This window comes from Prosthecobacter sp. (assembly GCF_044236155.1).
Classification (GTDB): domain Bacteria; phylum Verrucomicrobiota; class Verrucomicrobiia; order Verrucomicrobiales; family Verrucomicrobiaceae; genus Prosthecobacter.
Genome location: NZ_JBIIHA010000019.1, coordinates 86,574 through 104,091 on the forward strand (window position 1 = coordinate 86,574; position 17,518 = coordinate 104,091).

Here is a 17,518-nt window from a genome sequence, read left to right on the forward strand (position 1 = left end):
CATTCCGACCCGCTAACTTCACCACCCCCAAACCCTAAAAAACACACCACCATGAGCCAGACCCACGAATTCCAGGCCGAAGTCAAACAAGTCCTCGATATCGTCATCCACTCGCTCTACACCGACCGCGAGATCTTCCTGCGTGAGCTCGTCTCCAACGCGTCCGACGCGATGGAGAAGATGCGCCTCACGCAGCTCACGGAGAAGGATGTCTTCGATGCCAAGGCCGAGCTGCAGATCAGCATCACCACCGACGAGACGGCGAAAACCATCACCATCGCCGATGCCGGCATCGGCATGACCCGCGCCGAGCTCGTCGAAAACCTCGGCACCATCGCCCACAGCGGCTCCAAAGCCTTCGCCGCCGCTTTGAAGAATGCCGGCAAGCAGGGCGATGCCACGCTCATCGGCCAGTTCGGCGTCGGCTTCTACTCCGCCTTCATGGTCGCCGACAAGGTGCAGGTGTACACGCACTCTTGGAAAAACGACGGCGAGCATCTCGTGTGGACCAGCGACGGCCAGAGCAGCTACACCATCGAGGAAGCGCCCGACCAGAACCGCGGCTGCAAGATCGTGCTGCACCTCAAAGAGGACGCCACAGACTTCTGCAAGGCCCACACCGTGAAGCAGATCATCGAGAAGCACTCGAACTTCGTCAGCTTCCCGCTCCTGCTCAATGGCGAACGCGTCAACACCGTCGAGGCGCTGTGGCTGAAGTCGAAGGACAGCATCACCGACGAGCAATACAACGAGTTCTACAAGTTCACCGCGCACGCCTTCGACGATCCCAGCTACCGCATGCACTTCCAGGCGGACAGCCCCATCGTCATCAATGCGCTGCTCTTCACGCCCACGCAAAACATGGAGTCCTTTGGCATGGGCCAGATGGAGCCCGGCGTGTCGCTCTACTGCAAAAAGGTGCTCATCGACCCGAAACCGAAGAAGCTGCTGCCGGAATGGATGCGTTTCGTCCGCGGCGTGATCGACAGCGAGGACCTGCCGCTGAACATTTCCCGCGAAAGCATGCAGGACAGCGCCCTCGTGCGCAAAATCGGCGAGGTCGTCGTGAAACGCCTGCTCAAGCAGCTCGACAAGGAAGCCTCCGATGACGCCGCGAAGTGGAACGGCTTCTACAAGGACTTCAGCCGCTTCTTCAAAGAAGGCGTCGCCACCGATTTCACCAACCGCGAAGCCATCGCGAAGCTCCTGCGCTTTGAGTCCAGCATGACCCAGCCCGGCGAGACCATCGGCCTGGCCGAGTATGTGAAGCGCATGGCCTCCGAGCAAAAAGCCATCTACTACCAAGTCGCCCCGTCGCGCGATGCCATCGAAAGCGGCCCGTATCTCGAAGCCTTCAAAGCGAAGGGCATCGAGGTGCTCTACATGTTCGAGACCATCGACGAATACGTCGTTTCCAGCCTCAACAAGTTCGACGACAAGGACCTCAAAGCCGTCAATGCCGACGACATCGACCTCGGCGACAGCGACGCCGACGGCGAAGCCCTCCCCGAGGCCGAAACGACCTCTCTGTGCGACTGGATCAAGGAACGCCTCACCGCCAGCGTGGACTCCGTCCGCCCCGGCAAGCGCCTCGTCGGCTCACCGGCCCTCGTCTTGACCCCCGAAGGCGAAATGACCCCGCAGATGCGCCAGATGATGAAAGCCCTCGGCAAAGAAAGCGGCATGCCCGGCCCGAAAGTCATCTTTGAGATCAATCCTCGCCACCAGCTCGTCAAAGGCCTCGCCAAGCTTCAAAAGAGCGATCCCGACACGGCCGGACTCATCACCGAGCAGATCCTCGACAACGCCCTCCTCAGCGCCGGCCTCCTCGATGAACCTCAACGCATCATCCAGCGCACCCAGAAGCTCATGGAGAAGCTGGCGAGCTGACCGAGGCGAACTCCATCACTCCACGGAGGGCGGGATTTCATTCCCGCCCTTTTTTCTTTCGTCACACGCGTTGCACAACCACGACCAGATGCTCCTCCGGCCACTGGTCATATTCCAGATGACGAATCACGCAGCAACAGGCGTCGATGAGGCGGGTGAGGGCGGGGATGCCAGGCGCGGCGTGATACATGGGGACGCCCAGGGCGTCGTTCTGCACCTCTCCAGGCTCGTCCAGACCGCCGGTGGTGAGAATGAGCACGCCGCCGGGCGCGAGCGCGTTCATGAGCTTGCTCCATACCGGCTCCTGCGCCGTCAGCGGCACATGCCAGACGCTGTCCCAGGCGCTGATGAAGTCGTAAGCGTGTGGTGGCGTCCATTCGACGAGATCGGCATGATGAAAAACGACCCGCGGATGCCGTTCGCGGGCCAGCCGGATCATTTCCGCCGAAATGTCGAGTCCTTCGACCTCGAAGCCGCGTGCGAGCAGCAGGTCAATGATGCGTCCGCTGCTGCCTCAGCCGACATCGAGAGCGCGACCGGTGTGTGCGAGGAATTGCAAGGCACGACGGTGAGCAACGATGCCATTTTCGCGATCAAAGCCAGGGCTCGACCATTGCGATGCGATGGCATCGTAGCTTGTGGCGACTTCGGCGGGGTGCATGACGGATTCAGTCATCAAAGCCGGGTTCGGCAGCATGCGCATCCAGTTTCAAGACTTTGCTGTCGGTGAGATCAAACCTCTGCTTGCACCAGCTCCGCGTCCTCGCCTTCATGGCGCATGATTGCTTTTCTGCGTGGAATTTTGGCCGAAGCCCTGCCTCATCGCGTGACCGTTGACGTTCATGGCGTCGGCTATGTCGCACTTATTCCGCTGACGACGTTCGACAAGCTGCCCCAGGTCGGCGTGGAGGTGCAGTTGCTGACGCATTACCATGTGACGGACCGTGATCACACATTGTTTGGTTTCATGACCTCGGACGAACGCGATCTATTCCGCCTGTTGATGGATCGCGTGTCTGGCATCGGGCCGAAGATGGCGCTCAGCGTGCTCAGCGGCATGCCCGTGGCGGCGTTCAAAGACGCGGTGATCGCGGGCGATGTGAAGTCTCTCTCACGCATCAAAGGTGTGGGTGGAAAGACCGCTGAACGCATTGTTTTGGAGCTGAAGGACAAGGTGGGCGTGGTCGATGCCTGGCAGGCCGCGCGCACGGCTAAAGGAGCGCACGATCCGAAGCAGGAGGCGCAGAGCGACGCGGTGCTCGCGCTCATCGCACTCGGCTACAAGCAAAGCGAGGCGCAGAAGGCCGTGAACGAGGCTGCGAAACAGGCTGGCTTCGACACGACGGATAAACTCATCCGCGAGGCGCTGCGCAGCATGGGGTGAGTCTTTGTAAAAGGGGCATTCGTGCCCCTGCAAAATGAGAGTGGGCCAGGAATGGCCTGCTTACTTCAAACTCTTGATGTAAAGAATCAGGCTCTCGATCTGTGAGTCGTTCAAGATGCCGGCGTAGATGGGCATGCCGGTGTCGAACTTCTCGAAGCCTTTCACGACTTTGGCGCTCGGATTGACGATGGATTCGCGCAGGTAGGTTTCATCGGCCTTGAATTTGCCTTTCTGGCCTTTGGCGATGTCACGTTCGCTGCCGAAGAGGCCTTTCCAGCTTGGGCCGACCTTGCCGACGAGTGTGCCATCGGTGCTGTGGCAGGCCATGCAGCCGAACATTTGATATAGGCGCTCGCCTTCCTCGACCGTGGGCTTCACCGCGGCGGCGATGGCAGAGGTGCGTGGCGTGAGATCGACTTTGAGATTCGCGTCGAAGCCTTCCTTCTTCGGATCAAAGGCCAAAAGTTCCCATGGCGTGAAGTAGGCGGTATTCTCGGCTTTGAGGCCGTCGGCGCTCTTCAAACCCCAGCCGATGCGCATCTGATGCACACCGGCTTTCATTTCGGGGAAACCGACGAGCACGCTCATGCCATCATCGCTCAGGTACGCGCTGTTGGCGTTCATCCACTCCTGGCCGGTGCTGCCATCGAGCTTCAAATGCGGGCTGCCGTAGTCGGGTGTGCGGCGGTAGTTCCATCGCTCGGCGTTGTAGCTGTCGGGATTGGTCGCGAGCTTGGGATCGAGCTTGGCATTGAAGCGCAGGAGGACGCCTTTGTCGGTCGGCGTGACCTCCTTGAGCAGCACGCGTGGCTGACCGGTGTAACGCACGCGGGCGAGGCCGCTGATTTTCTTCACCACCGTGCCCCAGACCTGGAAGCCGACCACATAGAGCTGCCCATCGGCGGGATTCACCGTCGCGTTGAGCGTGGGGAAGTCGAAGTTGCGGGAGAAACTTGTCACCGCCGCCTGTGGGCGTGCAAAGCGCGAGTTGATGAGCACGCGGAAGAGTTCCGGACGGTTGTAGCCGATGTGGAGCAGTTCGCCATCCAGCGGTCCCATCTTGGAGCCGATCAGCCAGGCCTGCGTGACGCCGCTCGGGTTCACCGGATGCGGAATCCATGTCAGCGGCTCGGTGATTGTCTCGGGGAACTGCTCCTTCGGCGCAATCGTTGGCAAATGACCGTAGAAATGATGGTCGCTGATGATGTGCAGTGGCGTGGAGGGCACGTAATTGCCCTGCTGGTCGCTCGCGGTCACGAGTCCCGTCACCGGATTCACGCCGATGAACGGCTGGCGCAGGCCGTAGCCGATGACCTCGAAGGATCTTCCATCCGCCGCCACTTTGATGACCGTGCCGTTGTGTTTGCCACGCGTCGTGCCCTCCTGGCCGCCTTTGGAGATGTAGAGCTCGCCCTTCGGCCCCAGCTTCATCGAGTTCGGAAACTCCCGCGTCTCCGCCGTCTGCGCGAAGAGATTGCAGAACATCTCATAGCGGTCGCATTCCTTGTCGCCGTTCGAGTCCACGAGCTTCCAGATGCCGTTGCGGTCGAAGACGAGGATCTCGCCGTTGCGCGACACAATGCTCATCGGCTCATGCAGTCCGCTGGCGAAGCGTTTCCATGTTACTGTGATTAAATCGCCCTTTAGGCCGGAGATCAGCCACACATCGCCATCGAAGGTCACACCCGCCGCATCACCCTGGTCATTCAAGAACGCGATATCCGCGAGCCGCACATTGCGCTTCCACGGATTGTCGAGGGGCAGGGGAATGTCGTCGATGACGTAGGCGTCCGGTTTGGTGGAGAGTTTTGCTTTTGGCGACAGGAGGGGCAAACTATATAGAGAAAACGGTTCATCAATAGTTCCGGCACCGCCGAAGCTGTCTGGGCTGTTTGGTGTGAAGCTGAGATCAATTCCTATCTCATCTGGTTTGTCTGATGGTGGCAAACGCAGCCATTGAACTCCTTCAGAGTTTTGCACTTCCAAATTCTCATATCGATTACCTTCAGTAGGCGTCGACCTGACTGCTGTACAGTGATTTGAGGAAAGACAGGTTCCGGCAATCAACAGAAGCCCGCTTTTATGAGGCGCAACGCGAATTGAGCGTGTTATACTTACAGTGCGGTGTTCTCCAATCACCACACTAGATCCAATGCTTTCTGAAACGGGAGTGCCATTGATCAAATAATCCAGAAACCAACCTCCCTTTTTACCTTCGTCAGTCATGTGAGTGTAAGTGAAGTGAATGTTGCTGAGTTGACTGGTGGCAAGGCTTCCTCTCCCCACCTCCTCCTTGCTCGGCGCTGGCTCACGTGGATCGGTGAAGCTGGGCTTTTCGCCGATCTGCCACCCGGGATAGATGCCATTCGCGAGCCACACCTTGCCTACCGGCTTCGGCAGAAAGTCCTGGCCGTCCTTGGTCTTCTGGCCGGCGATATGATACGAGCCGGGCGCGAGCGCTTCAGGGGTGACGGGTGGTTTGCCGGGTTCGCCTTCCCAGATGCAGGCGATGCGGAGCAGGTCGGTGTCGAAGCAGGCCCAGAGATTGTGGCCGAGATTCAGGATGAGGCCGCGGGGCGTGAGATTGTCCTTCGGGAAACCTTCGCCGACATCGCGGGCATCGAGCACGCTGCTGAAGAAGGGGAAATCCTTCTCCACAAAGTCACCCCACGGCGAGGGCGTGGGCGGCGTGTCGGATTTTTGGGCGAAAAGCGGTGCGGCGAGGGCCAGGGACGCCAGGAGCGTGTGTAACTTCATGGTGGACAGGGCAGAGAACAGGCGGGGCAGGGGGGATCTGTCAATCAACCCGGCAAAACGGGTTCGCTACGCAAAGGCAGGCCCCCGGTCTTCGTTGATGGCATCCAGCCATGAAACCGCTCGTTTTTCTTTTCTGCCTCACGCTGCCGCTGGTCGCGCAGCATTCGCTCAAGTCGTCACTGACCTTCCACGCGTCGTTTGACTCATCACTGAACGCGGATTTCAGCAAGGGGAGCAAGGACTGCGTGATCAAGAAGGGGAAGGAGTTTGCGCCCTGCGTGCCGAATGAGGACGTCCAAGTCGTCGCCAGCGGAGGCAAATTCGGCGGCTGCCTGCATTTCCCGAAAAAAGGCGTCACCCGACCGCAGTTCAGTGGCGTGGACGTGATCGGCTACAACAGCCGGAGTTGGAGCGCCACGGTGTCGGTCTGGTTGCGGCTGACGCCAGACGAGGACCTGGAGCCGGGCTACTGCGATCCGGTGCAGATTACCGGCGACGATTCCAAGAAGGGCTTCATCTTCCTGGAATTCTCGAAGGATGAGACGCCGCGCTTTTTCCGGTATGCGATCCGTCCACTTTTTCACATCTGGAACCCGACGAACGTGCAGTGGGCGGACATTCCGTTCGAGAAACGCCCGATGGTGCAGGTGGCAAAGCCATCCTTCAGCCGGGATGCCTGGACGCATGTCCTGTTCACGCTGGACAAAGTGAACGACAAAGCGGCCAAGCCCTCTGGCAGCCTCTACCTCAATGGAAAGTCTCAAGGCAGGATCCAAAACTGGGACCTGAGCTTCGACTGGGATCCCGCCAGCGTGGCGTTGGTGCTCGGAGCGTCGTATGTCGGGCACTTGGATGATCTGGCCGTGTTTGATCTCGCCCTCAGCAAGGCGGAGGTGGAGCAAGTTCTTCACACTGGACAGCGGCATCAAAAATCTGCGTTAAGGGGACCCCGGAGCCCATTCGGCCAAAATCACCCTCAGAATTTCAGACTGAGACAGTGTTTATTAACTACAAACAATCAATGTAAAGTCAATTTACAACCTTGCTGGGCGCTGGCGTAAGCGGTGTCCACGATCCTCTGTCCAATGTGTGAGATGTCCAGGCGCAGCGGGCCGATCAGCGGTGCTCCGGTTTCCAAGTGGTGGATGACGTGCTCCACGGGGTTGCTGTTCGGTGCTTTGATCTCATCCACAGCGAGATCAAAACCCTCAGGGCGCTGCCGGGTCTGCACGCGGATGGTCGGCTCATAGTCGAAGCATGAGATGGTGCCATCCGTGCCTTTGAGGACGAATCCACACTTGGGCTGTGGCTGGAATGTCCACGGATCCGTGAACGTGCCCCAGCGCGTCTCCGTCTTGCTCATGCCGCAGTCGTAGCGGATCGCGGTGATGCTGTGTTCGTCCACCTCCAGGCCCGGCGTGGTGGACCAGGCGCAAGTCACTTCCAGCGGGATCTTGCCGCCGAGGTGCCAGGTGCCCAGCGTGGTGCCGTAGCCCATGTAGTCGAGCAGCGAGCCCCCGCCCTGCGCCTTGCTGTAAAACCAGCTCGCAGCTTTTTCGGCGGCACCGGGCTCTTTTTCGATCTTGTCGGCCCCATGGTAAAGCGGTCCCCGGTTCCCACCGTGGTGATGAAACTCCAACACTTCGCCGATGACGCCTTCCTGGATCAAGCGGTGCGCGGTCTGCTGTCCGGCATCCCACACCAGCGGCCAGTTCACGGTCAGCAGCTTGCCGTGCGGCTTCATGGCGGCGATCATGGCATCCGCCTCGGCCAAGGAACCGGCAAAAGGCTTCTCCATGATGATGTGCGTGCCGAAAGGCGCGACTTTTTCGACCCACTCGCCGTGTTTGGAGGCCGCCGGGCAAAGGATCACGATGTCAGGCTTGGTTTGCTCCAGACAGGCGCGGTAGTCGGTGAACACCTGAGTGTCACCCAGGCCGAAATTCCGCTTTGCCTCGACCATGCGCTCCGGTTGCTCATCGCAGATGCTGACGATTTCCGCGTTCTGATGCTCGAAGGTCTGCCGCAGCAGGTCGCCCATGTGAAAGTGATCGAAGTTGATGCCTGCGACACGCCAAGTTTTGCTCATAAGGCGTGCATCGAAGCCGAAGCTGTCGCCGATGACAATCCGAAACTCCAGTGTTGCCTGTGCACGGACCGCGCCGTTTCATAGCCCGCATGGCTGCCAACGAAATCCGTGACACGCCCGGCCGTCTTCTGCTCGGTTGGGCGCTATTGCTCACTTCGCTGGTCATTCTCTCCTGGCGCATCCATCTGAATCGCGCCGCTTACGATTGGACCGAGTATCCCACCGCGCTCGGTGACACGAAATACTACTCCGCGATTGGCGCAGAAGACCGTTATGAGCCGAATTTACGATTTTCCGGTGAAAACAAAGGCCTGTATCGCCGCATGGCTGACCCAGTGGAATTCGACGACGCCACCATGCTCAAGCTCGCGCTCGACAGCACTGGCGGTCATTTCGTTTATCAACGGGCGGCGGACTTTGGCGACCGAAAAGCCGCTGTTTACCTCAAAGCCGCCGAAAACCGCTACATCGAGTTCGGAGCGCGAAAGTTCTACCCGCCTTTTGTGCCGCTGGCACGCTGATCTCCGGCTCAACTTCGGCGCACAGAATGCTCTTGGCACCCTGGCAAATCTCCCTTTACTCCGCGCCCCCGAACCTTCCCCCTTCCCCCTTCCCACATGCCCATCGCCCGCGCCCTGCTTTCTGTTTCCGACAAAACCGGCCTCCTCGACTTCGCCAAGGGGCTCGCGGCGCTCAATGTGGAGCTGCTTTCGACCGGCGGAACAGCGAAGCACCTCAAGGACGGCGGCCTGAAGGTCATCGACGTCTCCGAGCACACCGGCTTTCCTGAAATGTTCGACGGCCGGGTCAAAACCCTGCATCCTAAAGTCCACGGCGGCCTCCTCCAACGCCGCGACAACGAGGAGGACAAGAAAAACGCCAAGAAGCACGACATCCCCGTCATCGACCTCGTCGTCGTCAATCTTTACCCCTTTGAGCAGACCGTCGCCAAGAAGGACGTCACCCTCGAGGAAGCCATCGAAAACATCGACATCGGCGGCCCGTCCATGCTGCGCTCCGCGGCCAAAAACCACCGCTGGGTCACGGTGATCACGGATCCGGCCGACTACGCCGTCGTGCTCGAAGAGATGAAGGAAAACGCGGGCGACACCACCCTCGCCACCCGCGAACGCCTCGCCTGCAAGGTCTTCCAGCGCACCGGCAGCTACGACAACGCCATCGCCGCCTACCTGAACAAGGAACAGGTCACCCAGAAGACCTTCAACCTCTCCCTGCCCCTCTACGCCGAGCTGCGCTACGGCGACAACCCGCACCAGAAGACCTCCCTCTACGGCAATTTTGGCGACTACTTCGTCAAACTGCACGGCAAGGACCTCAGCTACACCAACGTGCTCGACATCGAGTCTGCCGCCCGCATCGCGCTCGAATTCCGTCGTCCCACCGTCGCCATCCTGAAGCACACCAACCCCTGCGGCGTCGGCTGCGCCGATGAAGACCTGCGCGAAGCCTGGCAGAAGGCCTTTGAGACCGACAAGCAGGCACCGTTTGGCGGCGTCATCGTCGTCAACCGCAGCATGACGCTTGGCCTGGCCCGCATCATCTCCGAAATCTTCACCGATGTGATCATCGCCCCCGATTTCGACGCCGATGCCCGTGCTCTGTTGCAGAAGAAAAAGAACCTGCGCCTCATCCAGATGCGTGAAGGCGTCGCCGAAGCCCTCGCCGAGCCTGTCATCCGCTCAGCCCCCGGCGGCGTCATGGTCATGGACGCCGATTCACGCGCCCTCGGTCTCGACGACCTCGAAACGAAGGTGAAAACCATCCGCCCGCCGACGCGTGAGGAGCTGGAGGCCATGCGCTTCGGCTGGCGCGTCGTGAAGAACGTCAAATCCAACGCCATCGTCTTCGCCACACACGACCGCACCCTCGCCATCGGCGCTGGTCAGATGAGCCGCGTGGATTCCTGCCGCATCGCCGTGTGGAAGGCGAAGGAAGCCGGCCTGTCACTCAAAGGCAGCATTGTCGCCTCCGACGCCATGTTCCCCTTCCCCGACGGCCTCATCGCCGCCGCCGATGCCGGTGCCACCGCCGCCATTCAGCCCGGCGGATCGGTCAAGGACGCCGAAGTCATCGCCGCCGCCGACGAACGCAAGATGGCCATGGTCTTCACCGGCCACCGCCACTTCCTGCATTGATCCCGCAGCAGGTCAGGAAACCTTCAGCCCCAGATACGCCTTCACGTTGGCGTAGCAGATGTTGCGGATCATGCCGCCGACAAGCGCGTCGTCATTGGGCACAAGGCCGCCTTCGATGTCGTTGCCAAGAAGATTGCACAGCGTGCGGCGGAAGTACTCGTGACGCGGGAAGCTCATGAAGCTGCGGCTGTCCGTGAGCATGCCGATGAAGCGGCTCAGCAAGCCGAGGTTGCTCAGCGCATTGATCTGCCACTCCATGCCCTCCTTTTGATCCACGAACCACCAACCGCTGCCGAACTGCACTTTGCCCGGCGTGGTGCCGTCAGCGAAATTGCCGGCCATGGTGCCGAAGACGTAGTTGTGGGCCGGATTGACGTTGTAGAGCACCGTTTTGGGCAGCGCGTTCTCGGTGTCGAGACGATCAAGGAAGCGTGACAGCGTCTCCGCCTGCAAATAATCGCCGATGCTGTCGCAGCCGACATCCGCGCCGATCTCGCGGGCCAGGCGGCTGTTGTTGTTGCGCACCGGACCGAGATGAAGCTGCATGGTCCAGCCTTTCGCCGCGTTCAAGCGGCCGACGTGCAGCATGATGTTGCTGGCGAACTGGTCCTGCTCCTGCGCGCTCGCCGCAGTGCCACTGCGGGCCTTTTGGAAGATGCGCTCGGCCTCCGCGTCGCTGATGAAATTCGCGTGGCAGTAGTTTAGTCCGTGATCGCTCAACCGACCGCCGACACTGTGGAAGAAATCGTGACGCTGCTTCAACGCATCGAGCAATGACGCATAACTCTTCACCTCGATGCCGCTGGCGGCGCTGAGTTTATCACACCACGCGTTCCAGGCCTCGGGCTGATGCACGGCCAGTGCCTTGTCGGGACGGAAGGTGGGATAAACGCCCACTTCAAAACCATCTGCCGCGCACTTTTGATGGTGCTCGAGATTGTCGATCGGATCGTCCGTGGTGCAGAGCGCTTTCACCTTTTGCGTGCGCAGGATGCCTCGGGCGCTCATCTCCGGCTTCGCCAGCATCGCCTCGGTCTGCTCCCAGATCGCCGGGGCGGTCTTCTCATCCAGCAGTGTGTCGATGCCGAAATAGCGCTTCAATTCGAGATGCGTCCAGTGGTAGAGCGGATTGCGCAGCGTGTGCGGCACCGTTTTGGCCCAAGCGAGGAACTTGTCACGCGGACTGGCCTTGCCGGTGATGAACTCCTCCGGCACGCCGTTGCAGCGCAGCGCGCGCCATTTGTAGTGGTCGCCTTCAAGCCAGATCTCAAAGAGGTTCTTGAACTGGCGGTTCTGCGCGATGTCCTTCGGCGGCAGGTGGTTGTGGTAATCGAGGATCGGCTCATCCTTGGCGAACGTGTGATACAGGCGGCTGGCGGACTTGGTGCTGAGCAGGAAATCGTCGTGGATGAAAGACATTGCAGTTTGCGGTTGGAAATGACCCGCTAAACTGGAGCGATGATGCCCGCACGCAACTGGTTCGCGCTCCTCCCGGCCTTGCTGGTCTGCTCGTGCGGCACCGTGCGTTTTTACACGCAGGCGGCGGGCGGACAGATGGAGATCTGGCGCAAATCGCGGCCAAATGCGGCCGCGCTGGCCGATTCAAAAGTGGAGGAGCGGGTGAAACAACGCCTGCGGCTCATCGAGGAGCTGCGCGCTTTCGCCGCGAGCGATCTGCGACTGCCGACGAAGAGTTTTGGCAAGTATTGCGACCTGAAGCGTCCCTACGTCGTGTGGGTGGTGTTTGCCGCGCCGGAGTTTTCCGTGGAGGCGAAGCGCTGGTGGTATCCGCTCGTCGGCCATCTGAAGTATCGCGGCTTTTTTGACGAGAAGGACGCGCAACAAGAGGGCGAACGCCTGCGCAAACAAGGCCTCGATGTTTTCGTCGGCGGCGTGGAGGCCTACTCGACACTCGGTTATTTCAAAGACCCCGTGTTCAACACCTTCCTGCACCGCAGCGATGCCGAACTGGCCGAGCTCATCTTCCACGAGCTGACGCATGCCAAAGTCTTCATTCCCGGCGACACCGACTTCAACGAGGCCTTCGCCACCGCCAACGCGCAGGAAGGCGTGCGTCGCTGGTTGCGCGCCAGAGGCGATGCGGCGGGTCTGCGCGCCTACGAAGCCAGCCTGAGAGTGCAGCAGGGCAATGTCCGCCTGCTGCTCGACACGCGGGACAAGCTGAACGCCCTTTACACTCTTCAGGACTTTGCCACGCCCGACGACCGGCGTCTGGCCAAGCAGCGGGTGTTTGAGGAGATGTTGAAAAAAGCGGGGGCGAATCCGCCTGTGTCGCGCATGAGCATGCAAAACGCCGCGCAGAAATGGAACAACGCGCGGCTCAACACCATCGCCGCTTATCACACCCTCGTGCCGGGCTTCGGGCGGCTGCTCAAGAAGCACGGCGGAAACCTTGACGCATTCCACCGTGAGGTCGCGGCCATGAAGAAGCTGGATGACGTGCAGCGACTGACGATTCTCGGAACGCAGAAGCGCTGAGGATCATTTGCCAAAGCACTGCAAGCGGCCGTCCATCGTGCTCACATAGACGCGGCCTTGGGCGACGGTGATGCCGTCCCAGACGGGAGGGCTGGTGAGTTCGAGGCCGGTGGATTGCTCGCCGGTTTCGGTGTTCACGGCCCACATCTTGGCACCGCGACGGCCTTCGAGGGCTTCGTTTTGTTCTTCGAGCTCTTTGAGGATTGCAGGATCACGAGCGGCGAGGCGTTCGAAGGCATATTCCTCATCAATGGTGTCGGGAGCGCCGCTGACGAGCACCGTTTTGCCCGCGAGCGCCATGCTGCGCGCGACAATGGGCACGAAACGGTCCCAGGTGTGCTTCACGAAGCTGCCGGGAGTGTTGCTGCCGCCCTTGCCGCCGCCAGCGCCGCCTTTGAACCAGAGCGCGGCGCCCACCTTGCCCTTGCCGGTTTCCACACCGGCACCGATGCCGTGGGCGGAGTTGCCGGAGCTGTCACGTGAGTCGCCGTTGTCGAAGTTGCAGACAAGAACGGCATCCGCAGGTTTCATGTCGGGCGCTTCAAAGCGCTGCTGCACCTCGGCGGGCGTGAGCGCCTTGCGATAGAGCGCGAACTGGTCGAGCAGGCCGCTGAAACCACCGGCGCTGCCTTCGGCCGCTCCTTCGCCGTTGCCGAGATACATCGGACGGGCGGGCTTGCCGGTGAGGAGTTCTCCCGTTCCTTCGGCCACGAGTTTGCCATCAAGATAAAGGCTCATTTTCTTGTCGGCGGCCAGCGTGCCGACGAGATGATGCCACCCTTCGGTGAGCGCCTCGGCTGAAACGATGGAACTCAGCTTGCTGTCGCTGCGGACATGGAATTGCGGTTTTTTCTCGCGGATGTCGAGCGCGACACCCTGCAGCGGGCCGCCTTGGTGCAGGATCGTGCCGTTCGCGGTGTCCGGCAGCACCCACGCCTCGATGCTGAGCGCGGTCTGCGCCGGATTCAGCACCTCGTGGTCGGGGAAAAGCACGGAGCCGGGAACCGGGGCGTTTGCGGGAGCGGCCCCTGCCTTGCCTTTGCCTTTCCCCTTCCCTTTGGCCTCGGCTTTCGCCGCCTTTTTGCCTTCCTTTTCCAATTTCGGCGGCTGCACGGCCAGCGGCTGGCCGTCGGGGCCAAGTGTGAGACTGTTGCCCTGACGCGCCGTGGTGGCGGATTCAGTGCTGTAGGCCTCTTCCGGCGGCGTTTTCGGCGTGGAGAAGAGCGTGTACTCCATGGTGGTAGTCCACTTGTAATATTGGGCTTCGCGTCCGTAGCTGTACACGTTCTTGTCGTCGTGAACGAGGATGCGGCCCGCAGGGGCATATTTGCCGGCTTGATAATAACCGCCGTGACCGCCGGCGAAGCTTTTGCCATACACCCAGTAGCTGCGGTGGAAGTTCGAGTCGTCGAGGAAGCCCATCGGCGCGAAGAGATGCGCGCCCTCGCCCTTGTGCGCGCCGCCCTGCTTCGCGAAATCACCGCTCACGGGACCGATTTCGACGCGTTTGCCATCGGCGATGATTTTTTGCGTGCGGAGGTAGGTCCACTTGCCGTCGCTGCTGAGGATGTCGTTGAGGGCGACGGGCATTTGCAGCGTCTTGTGGCGATCATTGAGGTCGCCGCCGGTTTCGGGGTCTTTGTCGTCGTAGTTTTGCTTCACCCGCATCTCGCCGGTTTTCGCGTCGAGTCGGTAGAACCACAGGCCGCCGTCGAGGAAGCAGGAATGACCTGCAACGCAGCTCACAAGGCCGTTTTCGACCAGGACGCTGCCATGCACAGGCCACACGCTCTCCATCATTTCCCAGGCACCATGGCTGAGCATGACGGGTGCGGCCTGGAAGCGCCAGATAAGCGCTCCATCAGTGGCGCGGACGCAATAGACCTGGCCGTCTTTGCCGCCAAAGAACACGCGGCCTTTCCAATAGGTGGGCGGTGAGTCGATGCGGCCACCGGCGATGAAATGCCACGCGGGTTTGCCGGTGGCGGCGTCAAAGGCATGCAGCGTGTGCTTATCGACCTCGCTGACAAAGGTGAGGCCAGCGGCGGTGGTGGTGGTGCTGAGCGGGGGAGTGAGTTTGACCTCCCAGGCCATGGCGAGATCCTTTTTCAGATCACTCTTCGCCGCACCGCTGCGGGCGTTGTCGCTGCGGTAGGTCGGCCAGTCTTCGCTGCTGGCTTCTTTTTCGTCGATGGCATCGGCATACGCGGGGCCTCTCACCAGGCGCTGATCATCGGGCGTATTCGCAGGCATCGGGTAACGCGGAGCGCTCGCCATGACGGCCATGCCGTCGAGCTTTGCCTCGGGGTAGCAGGCGCAGTTGTGAGGTCCGGCATAGGTGAGGCCGTTCGCGGGCATCACGCCATAGAGGCAGGCACCACGCACCCAGTGATTGAGATCCCAGTGCTGCTTTTCCATATCGACATACTCGATGCCGGTGCGGCTGGGGATGATGTATTTCTCCGTCGCCTTGCCCATGTAGCAGCGGTGATGGAACCAGTAGGTGCCCTCTGGCACGTCGGGGAAGAAGCTCTTCTTTTTCTCGCCAGTGATGGGATCAAAGCCGCGATACTCGCCGCTTTGGTTGCCGTTCATGTTGCCGGAATTCCACACGAGGCCCTGGGCGACGATGACGTCCTCCAGGCTGCGGTAGCCGCTCTTTTCATGCGGCGCGGTCCAGATGTCTTTGCCTGTGTCGGCGTTCATGCCCTTCATCGCACCATCGCCACCGGCGTAGATGATGACGTCGTTATGCAGGATGATGCGCGGGGCAAAGTTGAACTCGTAAAGCGCACGGCGCTTCGTGGGATCCGTGGTGAACTTCACTTCTCCGGTCTTCACATCGCGGGCGGCGATGCCGTCGCCGTTGTAGTAAACGATGCGCTTGTCATCAATCGCCATCGTCACCGGCGCGATGCGATCCTCCTGCTTCCACAGCGTCTTGCCGCTTTCGGCTTCGATGGCAAAAAGCTCACGAGGCTTGCCGTCCCAATTGAACTCGGTCTCCACACGCTTCTGATCGCTCTGCTGCTTCACGGCGAACTCTTTATTGAGGCGATCCGCGTCCTTGTTCACCAGGGCAAAGAGGGTGCCGTTGCGCATGATGATCTCCTCAGCGCCTTTGGTTTGGTCATACACGCGGATGACCTTGCCCGTGGCTCCATCGAGGCAGGAAATCGGATCGGTGATGCCCATGGTCACATAGACCTTGTCCCCCATCGCCACGATGCGGCGCGTGAGCTGCGTGGGGCCGGATTTCAGCGGCCAGAGGTGCGTGCTCCACTGGGGGATCGGCTTTTTCCAAAGCACCGTGCCATTGAAGGCATCGCGGGCGATGAGCATGAACTTCGCGGGCATGAGGATCGAGATGCGGCTGCCCTCATCGATGATGTAATAGATGCGCCCGCCCGCTGAAACCTTCGCGCTCACCGACGACATGCGGTCGTGATGGCGGCTCCAGCGCGGATTTCCCACCCACTGCATCCGCGAAGGTGGCCCGACGAGCATGTCCTTCGACGTTGGGTTCCCCTTCGAGTCATAGGCGTAGTGCGTCCACTCATCCATGTCCTTCGGCCAAGCCTTCGTGATCTTTTCCCACGCGCCGCCCTTTTTCACCATCGCCACGCCCAGCGGCGTGAGCACGCGGTCGATCTCCTCTTTGGAAACGGAAGCCGCGTCCTCGATGACGAGCAGGTTCACGTAATTCTCGATGTAGGGGAGGTGCTGGCCGTTCCACTCCGAAACCGCCACCGCGCCGCTCACCCCGGCCTTGTAGATGGCATCGCGGATGGCGGGCACCTTGTCCGCCTCCTTCGTGAGGCCCTGGACTTGGTAGGAATCATTCGCCCGCAGTTTCTGCGTCACCGTGCCGTCCCCGCAGCCCACATGGACCACGATGCCGCCCTTCACGCCGGATTGAGCGAGGATGTCGGATGCCTCGTCGGCAAGGAGTGGAGTGGCGAGCAGGAGGGCGCAGAGAAGTCGTTTCATGGCAGGATGGAAGGCGCGTAACGCCCGCCACACTGCGGATGTTTCCGGCCATTTCGGGCATTTTCCCGCCGCGCAACGAAGTGGTGGATTTGCAGCGCGCTCTATGGGATGAAATCACCCCATCCCCCGCCCTGCCCCGACCATGCTGCGTTTCACCCTTTTTGGTTTCCCTGTTCTGATCCACGGGATGTTCTGGTTGAACACCGCCCTCATGGGCGGCGCGCTTTACGCCACCACGCCCGCTCAATTCAGCGCCCTGCTGGCCTGGATGGTGGCGGTGCTCCTTTCCATCCTCATTCACGAGCTGGGCCATGCGCTGGTGATGCGGAACTTCGGCGACCGCCGGGTCGTCATCCAGTTGATCGCCTTCGGCGGCATCGCCCAGGGCAGCCAGTGGCGCACGCGGAGGGAGGATTTCATCGTCAGCGCCGCCGGGCCCGTGCTGCAAATCCTCGCCGGGCTCGCCGCCGGCTGGACGATCACGCTCTGGCAGCCGCCGTATCAGTGGCTGCACCGCATGCTCGATGGCTTCACCATCGTCAGCATCTTCTGGGCGCTCCTCAATCTCCTGCCCGTCGTTCCGCTCGATGGCGGGCACATCTGCCAGGCAAGTGCCGGTCCCGGCAGGCAAAGGCAGGTGCTGGTGATTAGCCTGGTCTGCGCGGCGGTGCTGGCGTTGCTTTCATTTCAAAACGCCTTCTGGCTGGGGTTGCAGGATCGAGTCCTGGCCCTGCTCGACATCCATGCGCGCAC

General features: G+C 60.8%; 13 protein-coding genes. 7 read left to right on the plus strand and 6 right to left on the minus strand.

The features are described 5' to 3' along the window. Positions 1-51: 51 nt before the first annotated feature. Positions 52-1,890, plus strand: coding sequence for a molecular chaperone HtpG (gene htpG, locus ACILSE_RS16130; protein WP_395718445.1), 1,839 nt, complete (start codon positions 52-54; stop codon positions 1,888-1,890). Between the two features lie 61 nt (positions 1,891-1,951). Here htpG and ACILSE_RS16135 read toward each other — a convergent pair whose 3' ends face one another. Both ACILSE_RS16135 and ACILSE_RS16140 read right to left on the minus strand, forming a co-directional pair. After that, positions 1,952-2,389, minus strand: a complete 438-nt coding sequence (locus ACILSE_RS16135) for a class I SAM-dependent methyltransferase (RefSeq protein ID WP_395718457.1) — start codon at positions 2,387-2,389, stop codon at positions 1,952-1,954. Between the two features lie 15 nt (positions 2,390-2,404). Further along, positions 2,405-2,566 (minus strand): hypothetical protein, encoded by a 162-nt coding sequence (locus tag ACILSE_RS16140; protein WP_395718446.1) that lies wholly within the window; start codon positions 2,564-2,566, stop codon positions 2,405-2,407. Between the two features lie 102 nt (positions 2,567-2,668). Between ACILSE_RS16140 and ruvA the strand changes: the two genes are divergently transcribed. After that, complete coding sequence (ruvA, locus tag ACILSE_RS16145) at positions 2,669-3,274, plus strand: Holliday junction branch migration protein RuvA (RefSeq protein ID WP_395718447.1); 606 nt, start codon at positions 2,669-2,671, stop codon at positions 3,272-3,274. 60 nt (positions 3,275-3,334) lie between these two features. Here the strand turns inward: ruvA and ACILSE_RS16150 are convergent, their stop codons facing one another. Further along, entirely contained in the window at positions 3,335-6,031 is a 2,697-nt protein-coding gene (locus tag ACILSE_RS16150) for a DUF6797 domain-containing protein (RefSeq protein ID WP_395718448.1), read from the minus strand. Between the two features lie 110 nt (positions 6,032-6,141). Between ACILSE_RS16150 and ACILSE_RS16155 the strand changes: the two genes are divergently transcribed. Next, positions 6,142-7,092: a LamG-like jellyroll fold domain-containing protein gene (locus tag ACILSE_RS16155; protein ID WP_395718449.1), complete on the plus strand. Its 951-nt coding sequence runs from the start codon at positions 6,142-6,144 to the stop codon at positions 7,090-7,092. On the opposite strand, the gene ACILSE_RS16160 is transcribed toward ACILSE_RS16155, so the two are convergent. Further along, complete coding sequence (locus tag ACILSE_RS16160; RefSeq protein WP_395718450.1) at positions 7,050-8,120, minus strand: Gfo/Idh/MocA family protein; 1,071 nt, start codon at positions 8,118-8,120, stop codon at positions 7,050-7,052. The genes ACILSE_RS16155 and ACILSE_RS16160 overlap by 43 nt on opposite strands. 89 nt (positions 8,121-8,209) lie before the next feature. On the opposite strand from ACILSE_RS16160, the gene ACILSE_RS16165 reads away from it, so the two are divergent. Further along, positions 8,210-8,641, plus strand: coding sequence for a hypothetical protein (locus tag ACILSE_RS16165; protein ID WP_395718451.1), 432 nt, complete (start codon positions 8,210-8,212; stop codon positions 8,639-8,641). 96 nt (positions 8,642-8,737) lie between these two features. Further along, a complete protein-coding gene (gene purH / locus ACILSE_RS16170; RefSeq protein ID WP_395718452.1) occupies positions 8,738-10,276 on the plus strand; it encodes a bifunctional phosphoribosylaminoimidazolecarboxamide formyltransferase/IMP cyclohydrolase in 1,539 nt (512 codons plus the stop codon). Positions 10,277-10,288: 12 nt separating this feature from the next. On the opposite strand, the gene uxaC is transcribed toward purH, so the two are convergent. Next, the gene (gene uxaC, locus ACILSE_RS16175; RefSeq protein ID WP_395718453.1) at positions 10,289-11,695 is read right to left on the minus strand and encodes a glucuronate isomerase; all 1,407 of its coding nucleotides are present in this window, start codon (positions 11,693-11,695) and stop codon (positions 10,289-10,291) included. Between the two features lie 42 nt (positions 11,696-11,737). Here uxaC and ACILSE_RS16180 point away from each other — a divergent pair, with 42 nt between their 5' ends. Then, positions 11,738-12,775, plus strand: coding sequence for an aminopeptidase (locus ACILSE_RS16180; RefSeq protein WP_395718454.1), 1,038 nt, complete (start codon positions 11,738-11,740; stop codon positions 12,773-12,775). Positions 12,776-12,778: 3 nt separating this feature from the next. Here ACILSE_RS16180 and ACILSE_RS16185 read toward each other — a convergent pair whose 3' ends face one another. Then, positions 12,779-16,765 (minus strand): PQQ-binding-like beta-propeller repeat protein, encoded by a 3,987-nt coding sequence (locus ACILSE_RS16185; protein WP_395718455.1) that lies wholly within the window; start codon positions 16,763-16,765, stop codon positions 12,779-12,781. Between the two features lie 142 nt (positions 16,766-16,907). Here ACILSE_RS16185 and ACILSE_RS16190 point away from each other — a divergent pair. Beyond that, positions 16,908-17,518, plus strand: a 611-nt coding sequence (locus ACILSE_RS16190) for a site-2 protease family protein (protein WP_395718456.1), incomplete at its 3' end; no start/stop codon positions are given.